This is a genomic window from Rhodococcus sp. MS13 (genome assembly GCF_013277835.1).
Lineage (GTDB): Bacteria > Actinomycetota > Actinomycetes > Mycobacteriales > Mycobacteriaceae > Rhodococcus_F > Rhodococcus_F erythropolis.
Genome location: NZ_VBTL01000001.1, coordinates 69,130 through 84,941 on the forward strand (window position 1 = coordinate 69,130; position 15,812 = coordinate 84,941).

15 protein-coding genes are annotated in these 15,812 nt (G+C 62.3%); 4 read left to right on the forward strand and 11 right to left on the reverse strand.

The features are described from left to right. The first annotated feature begins 96 nt into the window (after positions 1–96). Entirely contained in the window at positions 97–1,128 is a 1,032-nt protein-coding gene (locus FEZ59_RS00200) for an iron-siderophore ABC transporter substrate-binding protein (RefSeq protein WP_172932053.1), read from the forward strand. A 36-nt stretch (positions 1,129–1,164) separates the two neighbouring features. On the opposite strand, the gene FEZ59_RS00205 is transcribed toward FEZ59_RS00200, so the two are convergent. From FEZ59_RS00205 to dapA, 6 genes are all read right to left on the reverse strand, one after another. Next, positions 1,165–1,668, reverse strand: coding sequence for a MarR family transcriptional regulator (locus tag FEZ59_RS00205; RefSeq protein ID WP_020908019.1), 504 nt, complete (start codon positions 1,666–1,668; stop codon positions 1,165–1,167). Between the two features lie 574 nt (positions 1,669–2,242). Further along, positions 2,243–3,496 (reverse strand): hypothetical protein, encoded by a 1,254-nt coding sequence (locus tag FEZ59_RS00210; protein WP_172932054.1) that lies wholly within the window; start codon positions 3,494–3,496, stop codon positions 2,243–2,245. Between the two features lie 34 nt (positions 3,497–3,530). Then, on the reverse strand, positions 3,531–5,555 hold the full coding sequence (locus FEZ59_RS00215; protein ID WP_172932055.1) for a glycosyltransferase family 39 protein: 2,025 nt from the start codon (positions 5,553–5,555) through the stop codon (positions 3,531–3,533). 93 nt (positions 5,556–5,648) lie between these two features. After that, complete coding sequence (locus tag FEZ59_RS00220; RefSeq protein WP_172932056.1) at positions 5,649–6,161, reverse strand: GNAT family N-acetyltransferase; 513 nt, start codon at positions 6,159–6,161, stop codon at positions 5,649–5,651. A gap of 123 nt (positions 6,162–6,284) precedes the next feature. Continuing rightward, positions 6,285–7,589, reverse strand: a complete 1,305-nt coding sequence (locus FEZ59_RS00225) for an HNH endonuclease signature motif containing protein (RefSeq protein WP_172932057.1) — start codon at positions 7,587–7,589, stop codon at positions 6,285–6,287. Between the two features lie 48 nt (positions 7,590–7,637). Further along, positions 7,638–8,531, reverse strand: a complete 894-nt coding sequence (dapA, locus tag FEZ59_RS00230; RefSeq protein ID WP_134999915.1) for a 4-hydroxy-tetrahydrodipicolinate synthase — start codon at positions 8,529–8,531, stop codon at positions 7,638–7,640. A gap of 71 nt (positions 8,532–8,602) precedes the next feature. Between dapA and FEZ59_RS00235 the strand changes: the two genes are divergently transcribed. Then, entirely contained in the window at positions 8,603–9,511 is a 909-nt protein-coding gene (locus tag FEZ59_RS00235; protein ID WP_172932058.1) for a LysR family transcriptional regulator, read from the forward strand. Positions 9,512–9,517: 6 nt separating this feature from the next. Here the strand turns inward: FEZ59_RS00235 and nadC are convergent, their stop codons facing one another. From nadC to nadA, 3 genes are read right to left on the reverse strand one after another with little or no spacing between them, the layout of a single operon-like run. Next, entirely contained in the window at positions 9,518–10,390 is an 873-nt protein-coding gene (gene nadC / locus FEZ59_RS00240; protein ID WP_003941805.1) for a carboxylating nicotinate-nucleotide diphosphorylase, read from the reverse strand. Next, positions 10,390–11,961: an L-aspartate oxidase gene (locus tag FEZ59_RS00245; RefSeq protein ID WP_021344518.1), complete on the reverse strand. Its 1,572-nt coding sequence runs from the start codon at positions 11,959–11,961 to the stop codon at positions 10,390–10,392. The genes nadC and FEZ59_RS00245 overlap by 1 nt, the downstream gene beginning before the upstream one ends. Further along, positions 11,958–12,995 carry a quinolinate synthase NadA gene (gene nadA / locus FEZ59_RS00250; protein ID WP_020908027.1) on the reverse strand — a complete coding sequence of 346 codons (1,038 nt, stop codon included), beginning with the start codon at positions 12,993–12,995 and terminating at the stop codon, positions 11,958–11,960. The genes FEZ59_RS00245 and nadA overlap by 4 nt, the downstream gene beginning before the upstream one ends. Positions 12,996–13,097: 102 nt before the next feature. Between nadA and FEZ59_RS00255 the strand changes: the two genes are divergently transcribed. After that, on the forward strand, positions 13,098–13,826 hold the full coding sequence (locus FEZ59_RS00255) for an NUDIX domain-containing protein (RefSeq protein ID WP_007733069.1): 729 nt from the start codon (positions 13,098–13,100) through the stop codon (positions 13,824–13,826). Between the two features lie 14 nt (positions 13,827–13,840). Here the strand turns inward: FEZ59_RS00255 and FEZ59_RS00260 are convergent, their stop codons facing one another. After that, complete coding sequence (locus tag FEZ59_RS00260; RefSeq protein ID WP_029255524.1) at positions 13,841–14,173, reverse strand: SDR family NAD(P)-dependent oxidoreductase; 333 nt, start codon at positions 14,171–14,173, stop codon at positions 13,841–13,843. Between the two features lie 113 nt (positions 14,174–14,286). Next, a complete protein-coding gene (locus FEZ59_RS00265) occupies positions 14,287–14,889 on the reverse strand; it encodes a TetR/AcrR family transcriptional regulator (RefSeq protein WP_019748809.1) in 603 nt (200 codons plus the stop codon). Between the two features lie 83 nt (positions 14,890–14,972). Between FEZ59_RS00265 and FEZ59_RS00270 the strand changes: the two genes are divergently transcribed. Continuing rightward, positions 14,973–15,803 carry an SDR family oxidoreductase gene (locus tag FEZ59_RS00270; RefSeq protein WP_020908030.1) on the forward strand — a complete coding sequence of 277 codons (831 nt, stop codon included), beginning with the start codon at positions 14,973–14,975 and terminating at the stop codon, positions 15,801–15,803. The last annotated feature ends 9 nt before the right edge of the window (positions 15,804–15,812 follow it).

Here is a 15,812-nt window from a genome sequence, read left to right on the forward strand (position 1 = left end):
AGGCTAGCCTATGCTTCCTGACGCGCCTGGAACCGGCCGTCGGCTGCGATCCGTCGGAGTCTCACTCCTCGGCGCATCGACAACGGAAGGTTCCCCATGCGATACGCCCGTGTGCGCTCACTTCGCCGAACTGTGGCCCTGAGCGGATTGGTCATTGCCGCCCTGGTAATCGGCGGATGCAGTAACAACGACACCGCAACCGAATCAAGCAGCAGCGACTTCGAAACCGTCACCATCGAAAGTGCGCTCGGAAACGCCGTCATCACCGAAAAGCCCGAGCGAATCGTGACCCTCGGCATGGGGTCGGCGGAGACCGTGATCGCGCTCGGCACAATTCCCGTCGGCGTCGAAAAGTACGCATGGGGCAGCGACGACACCGGATATCTGCCGTGGGTCCACGAAGCGGTCACTAAGCAAGGTGGCGAACTGCCAGAGCAGTTCACCGGCGGAACCGATCTCAACATCGAAGCGATCATCGCTCTCGAACCCGACCTGATCCTCGCCCCCTGGTCCGGCATCACACAGCAGCAGTTCGACTCACTGAACGCGTTCGCGCCGACCGTCGCCTACGCCGAGAGTCCGTGGACCATCACGTGGGAAGACCAGATCGACGTCATCGGCAAAGCCATGGGCGAATCCGAGAAGGCGACAGCCGAAATCGACAAGATCAAGTCGCAGTTCGCGGAATCGACTGCAGCACATCCGAACTACGCCGACGTCAGCTTCTCCTTCATCTACAACACGGGCCCAGGAACCCTCGGCGTCTTCTTCGCCGAAGAGCAGCGCGTGGCCATGGTCCGCGCACTCGGCTTGCAGGTGGATCCCGTCGTCTACACCTTGACGGAATCTGAAGGAACAGACTCCGCCGTCATCGGCCTCGAGAACGCAAACCTCCTCGACAAGTCCGACCTGCTCTTCACCTTCTACTCGGACCCGGCCAATCGGGCCGAGATCGAAGCGCAGCCCGCCTACAAGGCCATCCCCGCTGTGGCTCGGGGAACTGTCATCGCTCCGACCGAACAGCCCTTCGTCACCGGTTCCTCGATGATCAACCCTCTGACCGTGCCCTGGTCGCTCGAGCGCTACGTGCCGATGATCGACGAGGCAATCGCAAAGCTGAACAAGTGATGTAGATCAGCATCGCGCGATCGAGAAGCCCGCGTCCTATTCGGATGCGGGCTTCTTGCCGTCGCGTTGGGCTTTGAATCGCATCCACTCGCTACTCAACATTCGATTGTCGATGATCCACCCCATGTAATCGCGCATGTTGAGGACACGAATGTAGGCGGGGCCGTTGGGATTTGCGTACTGCAGTGCTTCAGTCGCGAGTTTGCGTTGATTCTCGAGATACACGTGCTCTGTTTCGAGGAATCCGCCCCACACGTCGGAATCCATGACGTAGTAGTGAGTCCGATCCCGAGGCTTGCGCGTGAGCTTGACGAACCCCCGGTCGATCAACCGGCGAATGTAAGTGGACACCGATCCGCGACTGGCGCCCAGTGCCTGCGCCAACTCTTCGGCACTGACCCCTGGCGACTCGCTGATCAACAAATAGCCCGCAATGCGTCCCTCGATGCGAGCTCCACCACCGGACTGCCAGTACACGGAGAACTGGTCAATGAACCACGTGGAGAAGTCGTCACCGCGAGCAGGGCTGGCATCGCCCATTCGTTGAGCCTCCGACGTCACTCGACAACAAGAACATTGACTTCCGATTCTGCCAGCTGATGCCTACACCCACGCATTCCGCGTCGCCGCAGGGTCGCCCGAGAAGTCGTGCGCTGTGAAGTCGGCACACGTCACCGTCGTCGCCGACCCATTCGGCTCGCGGACTTGGACGACCATCGAGCTCACCGAATCACCAAGAGGCGAAGCCTGAATGGCCCGGGCGGTCAACGAAGCCGAGTCGCGCGGGTCGGTATCCACGACGCACAGATCGAGGCGGACATTTCGCGATTCACTATCAAACGATCCGCCGCCGACTGTCAATCCAGTAGGTAACTCGGATGCTCGTGAGCGCAGTGCGTCAGCCAATGCCGCCTCCACAATGGGGGCTCCTGGGCACTCTGAACCTGCAGAAAGACCACCGGATGGTGTCGCCCGCGAGGGTGACGATTGCTCCAGATCGACTGTGCATCCCACGAGTCCGATCGAGGAAGCCATGCCTACTACGCAAATCAACAGACGCCACCGACCAATTTCCCCTGCCATTCGCGACACGGTAACCGAGACGCGTCCACTACTACCGCGAAATCAACAATCCTGGTGTAGTTGCGATGAACTCGAGCTCTTCGATCGTCAAAGGCGACGCCGATGTGGAGCCAGCCGATGTCACGAACTGGGTCACCACTACTGTTTCGCCGGAGGGGTGAACAACCCGGACCGTGTCATCGCCCGAGCCATCGGGATCGACCAGGCGAGTCACCGTGGTGGCGTTGGGCAACGTCAGGATCGCGCCTGGTTCCGGGACGGCCGTACCAATCGATATTTCGACATCACCGCGGCCGTCCGATGTCGAGACGACGATTCGTTCGCACGCCCCTCCCCGTCCGTAGTCATCCGGAACCAGCGAACCGAGCGGGCGTTCCAAAGTGACCTCTTCTGCGCCGAGATCCTTCCAACGTGCATCGAGCAACTGATTCAGTCGGTCGATATCCATGCGCGTCGCAGGTGGACCGGCATTCACGGAATCGGTGTAGCAGGATGCCATCGGTGGCGGCGTCGAGTCTGGGACCGGCTCAGTCACAGCGAGCCCGGGCGCTGTCGCGACCGCGATCAGTTCGTCCATCGTCAAAAGCGGACCAGTATCCGTCGAAGTGCCGGTCGACGTGTCGATGCTCGCAACAACTCTGGATCCGTCACCGAGATACGCGACTACACCGCGCTCGCCCCCGACTTCCGAACCGTCTTTGTCTTCGAAATCTGCTCGGTCCTCGAAATCTGCGATGTCGAGTACCGTTCCGTTCGCGAGATACTCCCGCCGATCCACCAGCCCCTCCAGGCACGGTGGCACCGGCTGATCCCATGCACGAACCTGAACCGAGATATCCGCAGTCCGCCCGACGCGAGTCAAGGTTCCCTTCGCCGACGTCGAACCGCTGAACTCGATCGGGTCGACCCCGTCGGGAAACGAAACGCCACGGTAATTCTGGATCGGCGCGAACTCGAGCGATTTCGATGGACTCGCAAATGCAACGTCGACATCGGAAGGCAACGATTCGAGTAGTGCGTCGCTCATGGCGGTGGCCTTCGGTCCCGAGAACCATGGATAGTCCGGGTCGTCATAACCGGGCTCACCGGTAAAACCGTAGTTGATGCGCACCGGCGGACCTGGCGATTCCACCGACTCGCAGCCGGGAATCGACGTGCCCGTGCCCTCGTTCGTCACCGCTGCGACAACAGTTCCCAATGCGACGATCGAGACGATCACCAGCCCGTCGCGCCAGGTCCATTGTTCGCGGCGACGGTTCGACTCGTGTTCGGTGCGCCCAGACATTTCTCGATCATTGCCTACGACAACAACTACGTCGCTATCCGACATACCCGCTGAGGTCGTAGATCGTGGAATTTCCCACCGTTGTCGACGAGAAATTCGCTTCGACCCATTCCTGAATAGCACTCGACGTACTGTCCCCGCCTTGGCTGTCTTTCGGGCTTCCGCCCTGGCCACTGGCGATGTAATAGTGGATCTCGCCGTCTGCCACGTACTCGATGAACTGGTCCAGCGTCGGTGCGGGATCAGAACTCCAACCGCCGATCGCCATCACCGCAGTATCGCTGGCCAACTCGTAGGTTGCTGCGCTTTGCGATCCGTTGGTCGCGGCCGACCACGTGGTGCCCGCATTGACCAACATTGCCGTCAACTCGGAAGTACTTTCGCTACCACTGCTTGTTCCTGGCCCACTCGTTGTTCCTGGCCCACTCGCCGTCGGATTACTGCTCGCGTCATCAGAGTTCGGCAGAGCCCCACCGTCTCCCTGCCCTTGGCCCCCACTCATGCCTCCTCCCCCGCCCATTCCGGAGTCGGACACGGCGCCGGTTGGTCCTGCCGTCGGGATGGACCCACCATGCGCTGTAGCGGCAGTGGCAATCGCGTAAGACGCCGAACCGGTTATCCCTGCCAACGAACCGATGATCAATCCAGCGACAGCGAGCTTGCGAAATCGACCCTTGGCTTCCACCAGAACCAGGATCGCGCCGACGACAGTGCCCGCCAACAGAATCCACTTCAGCATCGGCAGCCATTCGGCATTGCGGTGCAACAACACCCAGCTCCAAATTCCTGCGGCCAGCATCATCGCTGCCAAGCCGCAGCGTCCGATCCAGCGGGCACGCACCAACCACAGGGCGTATCCACCGACGCCGATCATCCCCGCAACAGCAGGCGTCAGCGCAACTGTGTAATAGGGGTGGATCGTTCCGGACATGTAGCTGAAGATCAGGCCGGTAGCGAGAAACCAACCACCCCACAGGATCAACGACGCACGGAGAAGATCTGTGCGCGGTGCACGCCCACGGGCGAGGAGTCCGAACACCAACGCGATCAGTGCCGCAGGAATCAGCCAGGAAATCTGGATACCCATCTCGCTGCCGAACAGCCGATCGAGTCCGGCACTTCCCCCAAAGCTGGAACCTGCACTGCCACCAGCCATTCCACTACTACCACCGGACATTCCGCCACCGGTGTTCCCGAAAAGTCGACCCAATCCGTTGTATCCCAGTACCAAGTCCATGACGCTGTTGTTGGTCGATCCGCCGATGTACGGGCGAGAATCAGCGGGCCACAGCCACACTGCCAACACCCACCACCCAGCCGATATGACAACGGACGCAGCACCGATCACCAGGTGGAACAGGCGAGTCCGCAAGCGCACCTGTCCGGCAATCAAATACGCGGCACCAAATGCAGGCAACACCATCAGCCCTTGCAACATCTTGGTGAGAAAAGCGAAGCCCAGCGCGACTCCGGCGAGCGCCACCCACATTGCGGCTCGTCGACCCACCGCCGTGCTCATGGCGCGAATCACGAAGTAGCCGGCGAGAGTCATGAGCAGAACAAGCAATGCATCGGGATTGTCGAACTTGAACATCAGGGCGGCAGCGGGCGTAGCTGCCAACACAGCTCCCGCCACAAGACCCGCAGCCGGCGTCGCCACTCGTTTGACGGCCGCATACACGAGCGCAACCGATCCGACGCCCATCAACGCCTGCGGAACAAGTAGGCTGGCACTCGAAAATCCGAAGATTCGTCCGGACAGACCCATGACCCACAATGAAGCGGGCGGTTTGTCGACAGTGATGAAATTCGAGGTATCGAGGGAACCGAAGAACCACGCTTTCCAATTCTGGGAGCCGGCCTGCGCTGCCGCAGCGTAGAAGGTGTTGGCGTAGCCACTCGCGGTCAAATTCCACAAATACAAGACCGCCGTTGCTGCCAACAGGATCGTCAGCGCCAATCCTGTACGGCGAGTGCGGAACCACGACGGCGAGGGCTCGGCTCGATGGGCAGTTGGTGTCGGCCGCTGAGGCGGGGCCGGATGCAGAACGGCGGTCATCAGGAAGTCCCTTCGCGAGTTACTGTCCTGCCAACGATCGCGCGTTCAACCCCGGCGGCACTGGGAGCCGGCTGGAAAGTTGCTGTGAATGAATCAGGTCAGGGAACGCTCGAACAGCACGACGCTGAACCAACCGTTGTCGACAACATCTCCGAAGTCACGACGCCCTACCTCGGCGAAACCCGCGTCTCGGTAATAACGGCGCAACCGCACGTTCGTTTCGACACAATCGAGCCGCAAGTACTGCGCGTCCTCCTCCGCGGACCGTCGATGGGCCCAGACGAGTAAGCGTTCTCCCAACGAGTTGCCCGAGAATTCTCGATCGATAACCAATCCGTGCACGTAGCCGGCAGGCTCGTTCGAATCGGGCCAGACCACGGGGTCTGACCAGATCAACCGCAGGGCGCCGACAATCCTTGACTGCGCCCGGTCTCGCGCAACAAAGAACTCCCCTCTCGAAATCTGCTCCACGACCTGCTCGACAGACACTTCACGCGGGCGCCACTGGATGATTCCGCGTTCTGCCAACCAGTCTTCTGCCGCGTGCCGCAGCGCCAGAATCTCCGGCCCATCGCTCTCGACCGCTTGCACAACGTCCACAACCATATGACCTCCCCCATATCTGCAGCCGTTCACAACACCACGGCCTCCAGGCCCCAACCCGGATGTATCTCCGAGTTGAAGCCTATCGACGTGAAGTTGTGTACCTGAACGGGTGTCACCACTCAGTCAGGTTTTGAAGGTGGTGTTTGCCGGCCTGGGGTGCTGGCCGGGGTCGATCGAGGGCGGTGGGATGAACCACGGTTTGTTGTCGACGCCGATGCGGATCACCCATTTCCCGACGAACCCCGTTTTGCGGTGCATCAATCGATGATGTGAACGGCACAGCAGGACAAGGTTGTTCATCACCGTCGGGCCACCGTTAGCCCAGTGCCGGATATGGTGCGCATCGGTCCACGCGGGCACGCATGTGCAGCCGGGGAACGCGCAGCCTTTGTCCCTCGCGATCAACGCCACTCGCTGCTCCGCGGACACCAATCGCTTTCCGGGTTTCGCATCCAAGGGCGCGCCGTGACCGTCGAGCAGCACCGTGGACAGGAAGCAGTCACAGCCGAGAAGCCTGGTCTGCGAAACGGACAGCGGCCCGAGCCAGGGCATGTGCCCGACATCGAGATCCGACACAGCCACAGCACCACCATCGGGCGAGGGTGCGGCGGCGCAATCCCGGTGCTCAGCCAAATCACGCGCGTTGATGTGCACGTTCACATGCGGACGCTGGCCACCATCGAAACCGGTCTTCGCGCAATCCAAATACCGGCGGATCAGTTCCGTGAACCCGTCCGCAGTCCGCTTCGCCGCCGACCGAGAATCCGGGGTTCCATCGGGTGCCGGGGTGGGCATCGTCAGATTCGACAACGCCGACAACAACATTTCACCGGTGAGAGCATCGAAATCACCGCGCACCACCACCCGACCGTTCAACGTCGACGCGATCCGCAACTCATTCCGATCCACATCCTCGGCAGGCGGAATCTCATCCGATTCGAACACTCGCTCCAAGGTCGCGATCACATTCCGGATCTTCGTGGTCGTCGCCTCCACGCCCGACGCGGCAGCCAACAACAAGTCGATACAGCGAGGGAGCGCCTCCTCCGGCATCCCCTTCGGTGGTGATTCGCAGAACGCCACGATCAACACGGCATGATCGAACGAGCAGTCCCCGACATCGAACCGAGCTGCCACCGCCGGAAACGGGCGCAGCGCTGCACCGAGGGCGGCGATCTTCTTCCCGTCCCGAACCTGCAGCATCGTGTTCGCCGCCAACCAGCACCCCACCCCGCGGCTCGCGATCACCTGATCATCCGGCCGCAACGACAACTCGTCCACCACCGCCACCCGAACAGCCTCGAGACGCAGAATCTCCGCACTCGCCGACACCGCAGCTGCACGCAACTCAGAAGCAGACAACCGCCACAGACGTCCGCGCAACCCCACCGCAGAACCAGACACCACATCCGACAGATAGACACTCATTGAATCCCCCGATCCCCACCCCCAACAATACTCGAACACCCGTTCGAGTCAAGAGTGGTAGACCTCGAGCGCCCGCGCTACCGATTCGTCACTCGCAGGTAGCAACGGCAGTCGCACATGGGGAGTCGGAATCTGCCCCAATGCATGCAACACGCCCTTGATGACAGTCGGGTTCGATTCGGAAAAGAGAGCTCCTGACAGCGTCGACAACCGTCGCCCAAGATCGCGAACACTGTCCACATCTCCACTGTCCCAAGCCTTCACCAGGCGCACGAACTCGGCGGTCGACACATGAGCGGACGCCAAGATTCCGCCTGACGCACCCAAGGCCAGAAGCGGCGCGAGAAACAGATCATCCCCCGCCAGCACGGCGAAGTCGTCCGGAAGATCCGCGAAGAGTTCGACGGCAGCTGCGTCGATACCGCCCGCGGCATACTTCACACCAACAACCCCGGGCAAATCACCCAGCTCCCGCAAAGTGCCGCTGTCCAGATCGCACGCAGTTCGGTACGGCACGTGATAGACGATCAGCGGCACGCGGCTCGACGACTGCAGATGCGCGAAATGCGCCACCACACCGGCTTTCGACGGCCTCGTGAAGGAGGGAACCGGCACCAAGGCCGCCGAGACGTCAGGCCACCGAGTCAGCCTCCCGAGCGCCTGCGCACTGCCCGCCGTGTCGTTGCTACCCGCGCCCACGATCAACGTCGCACCTCTCGCACGGCACACGCTCGCACAGATATCCAGAACGGTCACTCTCTCTTGCTCGGTGAGGGTTGCGGTTTCCGCTGTAGTCCCCAGCGCAACGAGTCCGACCGCACCTTCGGAGAGGGCCTGGTGCGCAAGCTGTTCGAGTGCGTCGGTTGCAATACGACCGTCGCTCTCGAAGGGCGTGATCAGTGGTACATGGATTCCGGCCAGGTCAACTCGAGTCGTAGTCATAGAACTCAGCCTCACCGAACAGACCTTGTAGGTCTAGTTCGCATTTCCATCGTCGAGCGTAAGCTGAGCTGATGCTCGATGTTCGTCGACTGAAGCTATTGCGCGAACTGGCGCTGCGCGGAACCATCGTTGCCGTTGCCGAGGCGCTGTCGTTCAGTCCCTCCGCGGTGTCGCAGCAATTGGCCGTCCTCGAACGTGAAGCCGGCGTGCCACTGCTGGAACGAACAGGCCGTCGCGTCCGCCTCACGCCGGCCGGTGAGAACCTCGCACGTCATGCCGAAGTCATCCTGCAACGCCTGGAGCAGGCGTCGGGTGAATTGGTCGACGCGCGTCGTGGACTGGCGGGGCCGCTGCGCATCGGAACGTTCCCGACCGCCGCACGGGCGATCCTCCCGCCGGCATTGATCGCCCTCTCTCGCGAGCATCCCGGGTTGGAACCGATGGTTTCGGAGATCGACCCAGCGGACGTCGCCGACGCCCTACGAGCTGGGAATCTGGACTTGGCGTTGATTCACGACTACGACTTCGTCCCTCGTCCCAGCGAACCGGGCCTGACAGCGTTGCCTCTGTGCAGCGAATCGGTCTATCTGGCGTCGAACGACACCGCTACAGATCCCGACAGCACCATTACCGCGCTGACCGACTGCGTGGAGCAGCACTGGATTACTGCGATCCCCGGAACTGCTTGTCATGCAATGACCATTCGCGCGTGCCAAGCGGCCGGGTTCACCCCGAAAGTGCGACACCACATCGACGAGTTCGCCACCGTTCTCGCCCTCGTCGCTGCAGGGCAGGGCGTTTCACTGGTCCCGGAACTCGGAGCCATCCATCCGCCACTCGGAGTGCGCCTGACGCCGATGCCCATTCGACGAAGGACCAAGATCGCACACCGAGCCGGCTCCGACGCTCACCCGGCGGTCGCAACCGTGACAAGCGCGCTTCGCTCGGCCGTCCCGCAACTGCTGGACGCCGAGCGATAGCAGCACCTACATGTCGAGCCCGAGGTCGAGCACTGTCACCGAGTGCGTCAAGGCACCTACAGCGAGGTAGTCGACGCCGGTTCGGGCGTACTCTGCGGCAACGTCGATGGTGAGACCACCGGATGACTCGAGCTTGGTTTCGGGGGCAACAGCGTCTCGGCGTTGGACCGCGATCTGCGTCTGCCACAACGGGAAGTTGTCCAGCAGAACAAGTTCCACGTTCTCCGCCAGCACCTGGTCGAGCTGAGTGAGGTTGTCGACCTCGACTTCGCACTCGATGTCCGGCGCGAGCTCACGGACCGCACGAAGTGCTGCGACCACCGAACCGGCAGCGGCAACGTGGTTGTCCTTGATCAACGCCGCGTCACCCAATCCCATGCGGTGGTTGACGCCTCCGCCCACGTGGACTGCATATTTCTGCAGAGAACGTAGTCCGGGCAGTGTCTTTCGGCTGTCCCGCACTTTGGCATGAGTGCCGGCGATGGCGTCGACCCACTGCGACGTCGCCGTGGCGATTCCCGAGAGATGGCAGACGAGGTTGAGCATCGTCCGCTCTGCCGTGAGAAGGCCGCGGGTGGGCGCGACGACGGTGAGCACCGATTGACCTGGCGCAACCCGAGTTCCATCGGCCACCCGATCAACGACCTCGTAGTTACCCGCGCCGATCACCTCGTCGAGAACAAGCAGTCCGACGTCGATGCCGGCGACAGTACCCGAGGAGCGTGAGACGACCGAGGCCTTCGCGACTGCATCGGCGGGAACCGTTGCGGTAGAAGTGATATCAGGGCCATAGCGCAGATCCTCGTCCAGAGCGAGCCTGACCAACGTGAGCAGTTCGTCACGGTCGAGCGGCGCGGGCAGGATCTTCTGCTCGGTCATCAATGAACTCCTGTCAACAACATGTCTAGTATTTCGAGCGCTCCATCGGCACTCATCTTGATCCGAGTGCTGCGACGCTGATTCGGATCTGTTTCAGGATAGTCGGTGCGGGTGTGACAGCCTCGGCTCTCGGTTCGTGCCACGGCTACATCGACCAACGCTGTCGCGGTCAGTGTGAGCGCCGCGTCTTCGAGGTCCCCAGCAGCCACCGCCACTGTCTGATCGGCGCCGGCAAGCGCGGCTCGCGCAGTCTGGAGACCGCCTCCGTCGCGAACCACCGACGCGTGTGCTGTCATGACGGACTGCACAGTCTCTCGTGGGAGGATCGGCATCGGCTTGCGCACCACGTTGACCACTTCGGCATGAACCTCGCGACGCTCGGCAGCTGCGATTCCGGCACGCTCCCCGACCACCAAACCCTCGAGAAGGCTGTTGGACGCAAGACGATTCGCGCCGTGCAATCCCGTGCGAGCCACTTCGCCCGCTGCGTAGAGTCCAGGCACTCCCGTTCGTCCATGGACGTCGGTGGCGACTCCACCGCACGAGTAGTGCGCGGCCGGAGCGACGGGAATGAGTTGGGTGCGTGGATCGATGCCCACTTCGAGACAGGATGCGGTGATGGTCGGGAACCGCGAATCGAAGCCGTCGAGCTTGCGGGCGTCCAGGTAGACGTGATCGGTGCCGAGATCTCGTAGGCGTGCTGCGATTGCGCGCGAGACCACGTCACGCGGGGCGAGATCACCCAGCGGATGAACACCTGCGGTGACCGAATCGCCGTTGGTGTCGACAAGAATCGCACCTTCGCCGCGGACCGCCTCACTGATCAAGGGCCGGCGACCTACTCCACCCGGAGTGAAGAGGACCGTCGGATGGAACTGAACGAATTCCAGATCCGCAATTGCCGCACCTGCTTCGAGCGCCAACGCGATTCCGTCGGCAGTTGCACCGGGCGGATTTGTACTGCAGGCATACAGCTGACCGAGTCCACCGGTAGCGAGCAGTACCGCGGGCGCATGGATCACTCCGAGCCCTTCCGGCGAGGAGACGATGAGTCCACACACCCCGCGCCGGTTGGTCACCACCTGAACTGCCGCTGCACCGAACAGAACGGGGAGGCCGGCAGCGTTGAGAGCCCGCTGCACTTCCGCGCCCGTGGCGTCGCCGCCCGCATGGATGATCCGACGCGTGCTGTGCCCACCCTCGCGGGTGCGCGACACCTCGCCGTCTCGCCCGCGATCGAAGACCGCGCCCAACGCGGCCAGCGCCGCAACTGCGTCGTGACCAGCTTCGACGATGGAATAGACAGCTTCCTCGTCGCACAAGCCGACGCCGGCCTCACACGTATCCGCAACGTGCGACTCGACGGAATCCGTATTCAGATCGTCGACGACCGCGATGCCGCCCTGCGCGTACTGAGTCGAGGTGTCCGTCGGACCACCCTTGCTGACCGTGAGTACTTTCAGCCCCCGCAGAGAAGCGGTGCGCGCAGCGGTGAGGCCCGCGACACCGCCTCCCACGACGACCAGGTCGGCATGAGCCTCCCAGGCGAAACGCCCGGCAGGGCTGGTCACTCGCCGCCGCCCGGATTACCGATCTCGATCATGCGCTGCACCGATTTCTGTGCACGCTTGGCCATCTCGAGATCGACGTGGACCTCGTCCTTGCCCTCGAGAAGGCAGCGAAGCAACGCGGCAGGCGTGATCATCTTCATGTACGGGCACGACGCGCGGTCGTTGACGGCCTGGAAATCGACGTCGGGCGCTGCCTTGCGCAACTGGTGCAGCATCCCGATCTCGGTGGCGACCAGAACCTGCTTGCTCTTGGTGACGCGGGCAGCGTCGAGCATTCCGCCGGTGGAGAGGATCTTGACCTTGTCCGCGGGGACCGCGCCTTCACCGGCGAGGTACAGAGCCGAAGTAGCGCAACCACATTCAGGGTGCACAAAAAGCTCGGCATCGGGGTGAGCCTTGGACTTCGCCGTCAACTCGTCACCGTTGATACCCGCGTGGACGTGGCATTCACCGGCCCAGATCTGCATGTTGGTGCGGCCTGTGACGCGCTTGACGTGAGCTCCGAGGAACTGGTCCGGGAGGAAGAGAACTTCCCGGTCGGGATCAATCGAGTTGACCACGTCGACGGCATTGGACGACGTGCAGCAGATGTCGGTGAGACCCTTCACCTCTGCCGTCGTGTTCACGTACGAGACCACCAGCGCGTTCGGGTTGTCGGCCTTCCACTCACGAAGCTGCTCGGCATTGATCGAGTCGGCCAGAGAGCAGCCGGCACGCTCGTCCGGGATCAGCACCGTCTTGGACGGCGACAGGATCTTCGCGGTCTCGGCCATGAAGTGCACACCGCAGAAGACAATCGTGTCCTCGGGCGCCTCGGCAGCGATTCGCGAAAGCGCCAGGGAGTCGCCGACATGATCGGCGACGTCCTGAATCGCAGGCAGCTGGTAGTTGTGCGCAAGAATCGTCGCGCCGCGTTCGCGAGCCAGACGTTTGATCTCAGCGGCCCACTCGGGGGTCGCTTCGACTCCGTTGTATCCGCCGGGGCCGTCGTGAATCTGCGAGGCCGATCCCTCCCATAACGTCGTGGTCGTCATGGCGTTCTCCTTCACCGTGAACCCGGGCTCGTCACCCAGTTCAAATCCGGACGGGCTGGCCCGGATTTCCGTATTCGAGGTTTTCGACTTAGGATCGAAAACGTGCCCAATAGTAACACCACCCACGAAGTGCTTGCAGCGGTGTTCCAAGTTCGCACCTTCCCCGCAAGCATCGCCGCAGGTGACGGCGATCACTGCCCACAAGGGCGCGAAGAGTTGGCCGTGCTGCTGTGGCAGCGCGCACTCAACCCACAGAAAGGCACATGGTCCCTGCCCGGGGGCACTTTGCGCGACGACGAGGACCTGACGACCTCCGCTCGACGACTCCTCGCCGAGAAGGTCGACCTACGAAAGGTCGCCCACCTCGAGCAACTCTCCGTCTTCAGTGATCCACAACGAGTGCCGGGCCCGCGCCGCATCGCGTCGACCTTCCTCGGACTCGTTCCCCTCAGCGCCGACCCACAACTTCCGCCCGACACGGCCTGGCACCCTGTTTCGAAGTTGCCGGAGATGTCGTTCGACCACGGAACCGTCGTACGGCACGCGCGTAATCGACTGGCTGCAAAACTCTCCTACACCAACATCGCATTCGGGCTGGCTCCCGAAGAGTTCGCGATGTCGACACTGCGTGAAATCTACTGCGCTGCACTCGGTTACCAAGTCGACGCAACCAACTTGCAACGCGTACTGGGTCGCCGAGGCGTACTGACTCCCACCGGCAACACCGCACCGTCCGGCAAGTCGGGCGGACGCCCACCCGCCCTGTACCGCTTCACCGACTCCACCTTGCGAGTCACCGACGAATTCGCTGCACTGCGTCCCCCGAGCTGACGTCGATCAGGTTCTCAGGCAACGGCTTCGAAACTTCCGCGTTGCAGCCACGCCGAGGTCACCGCGCCGGCCGGATCGATAACCCGATTGATTGCGCCGAACCGCGTCGTCACCCGATCGAGAATCCGATCGGCCTGCCAACGATCCGTCGGATCAGCGACTATCGCAAAGAAGCGATGGGTCGGTTTTCCCGCCATGATGCGCACCAATTCTGTCACCGTCCGCGCGGTGACCGCCACGCTCCAACCGGCGTCGAGAAACTCGGTGGCGATACGCGCACCGTGCTCGAATCCGATGTCCGTGACAAGTACAACTCCCCTGTTCGGGGCGATCTCCGAAACGCTCATTGCGAAACCTCCACTCGGAATCAAACTTCTTGACTCCCATGTAAGTCCGCAATCTTGTGGCTCCCTTGTGTTGGTTCTGTGAGAACTCTGGGGATTCCGCGCGCGCCCACACATCAGGCAGATCGAGACAATCCCGCCCAGAAGACCGTCGAGGCCGCGTTCACCACATCGCCGACCGGCACGTCGCCCAACATTCCGCCCGCGGCCAGCGTCGCGACGCCATGGAACGTCGCAAAGGCAACCAGCGCAATACTTTCCGGATCGCCGGCGGCAATGTCACCCGCAGCCTGCGCTTCCGATACGAGCCGAACGGTCAGATCCATCGTCGCGTGCCCCGCGTTCACGACAGTCTCGGCCGCACCGGGTGCATGCTTGTTGCTGTACATCAGAGACAACAGGCCCGGATGCTCGAGCGCAAAATCCACATAGGCGTTGGCGAGCGAGGAGAACCGGGCTTTCGCGGTCGGCGGCGCCTCCGAAACTGCTCGCTCGAGCGCACCGGTCATCCGATGGAATCCGCTTTCAGCCAAGGCGTCGAGCAAAGCCTGACGGTCGCGAAAATGCTTGCCAGGGGCCGCGTGACTCACGCCCGCCTCGCGCGCAAGCTGCCGCAGCGACAACTTGTCGACGCCATCTCGCTCGAGGGTCGCTTCAGCTGACGCCAGGAGTTCCTGTCGCAGGCTGCCGTGGTGGTACGGCTGTTCGTGGGCGGGCATGGTGGCACCATATCAAAATGTTGTCATTGACAACTATGGTGTCAGTGCCTACATTTGGGATCACCCGAACCGAAGGAGCCACCATGGCCATCGACGTAGCCGGAACCACCGTCCTCATCACCGGAGCCAGCGCTGGGCTCGGAGTGGAATTCGCTCACCGCTTCGCCGCTCGCGGTGCAAATCTGGTTCTCGTCGCCAGGCGGGCAGATCGCCTCGAAGCCCTCGCTACCGAACTCCGCGTCGCCCACGGCATCACAGTCACAGTTCTGCCTGCCGACCTGGCGGCGCCCGGCGTCGGCGCAACACTGCACCAGGAGCTGACAAACCGTGGCATCACCGTCACCTCGCTGATCAACAACGCCGGTTTCGGAACACACGGAGCATTCGTGGACGAAGATCTCGAGCGCGTCACGTCCGAAATTCAGCTCAACATCGCCACACTGGTCGAACTGACGCACACCTTCCTGCCCGATCTCCTGGGCGGACGCGGAGCGCTCGTCAACATCGCGAGCACGGCGTCGTTCCAGCCGACCCCTGGCATGGCCGTCTACGGCGCGTCCAAGGCTTTTGTACTCAACTTCACCGAAGCACTCTGGGCAGAAGCTCGCGGCAGCGGATTGACCGTATTGGCGGTGTGCCCCGGCCCGACACGAACCGAGTTCTTCGACGTCGTCGGCTCCGAAGATGCTGCGGTCGGGCGCATGCAGACGGCAACTCAGGTGGTGGATACAGCTTTCCGGGCACTGGATCGACGCAACGCACCGCCGACAGTCGTATCAGGTTTGCCGAATTGGGTGTCCTCGATCAGCACTCGGTTCGCAACCCGCCGGTTGGGAGCGTTGATTTCGGGTCGACTGTTGGGTGACGTGCGAATGAAGTCCGCAGCGAACCGCCCGTCGACGTCGGCGGTATAGAGAAGCGTC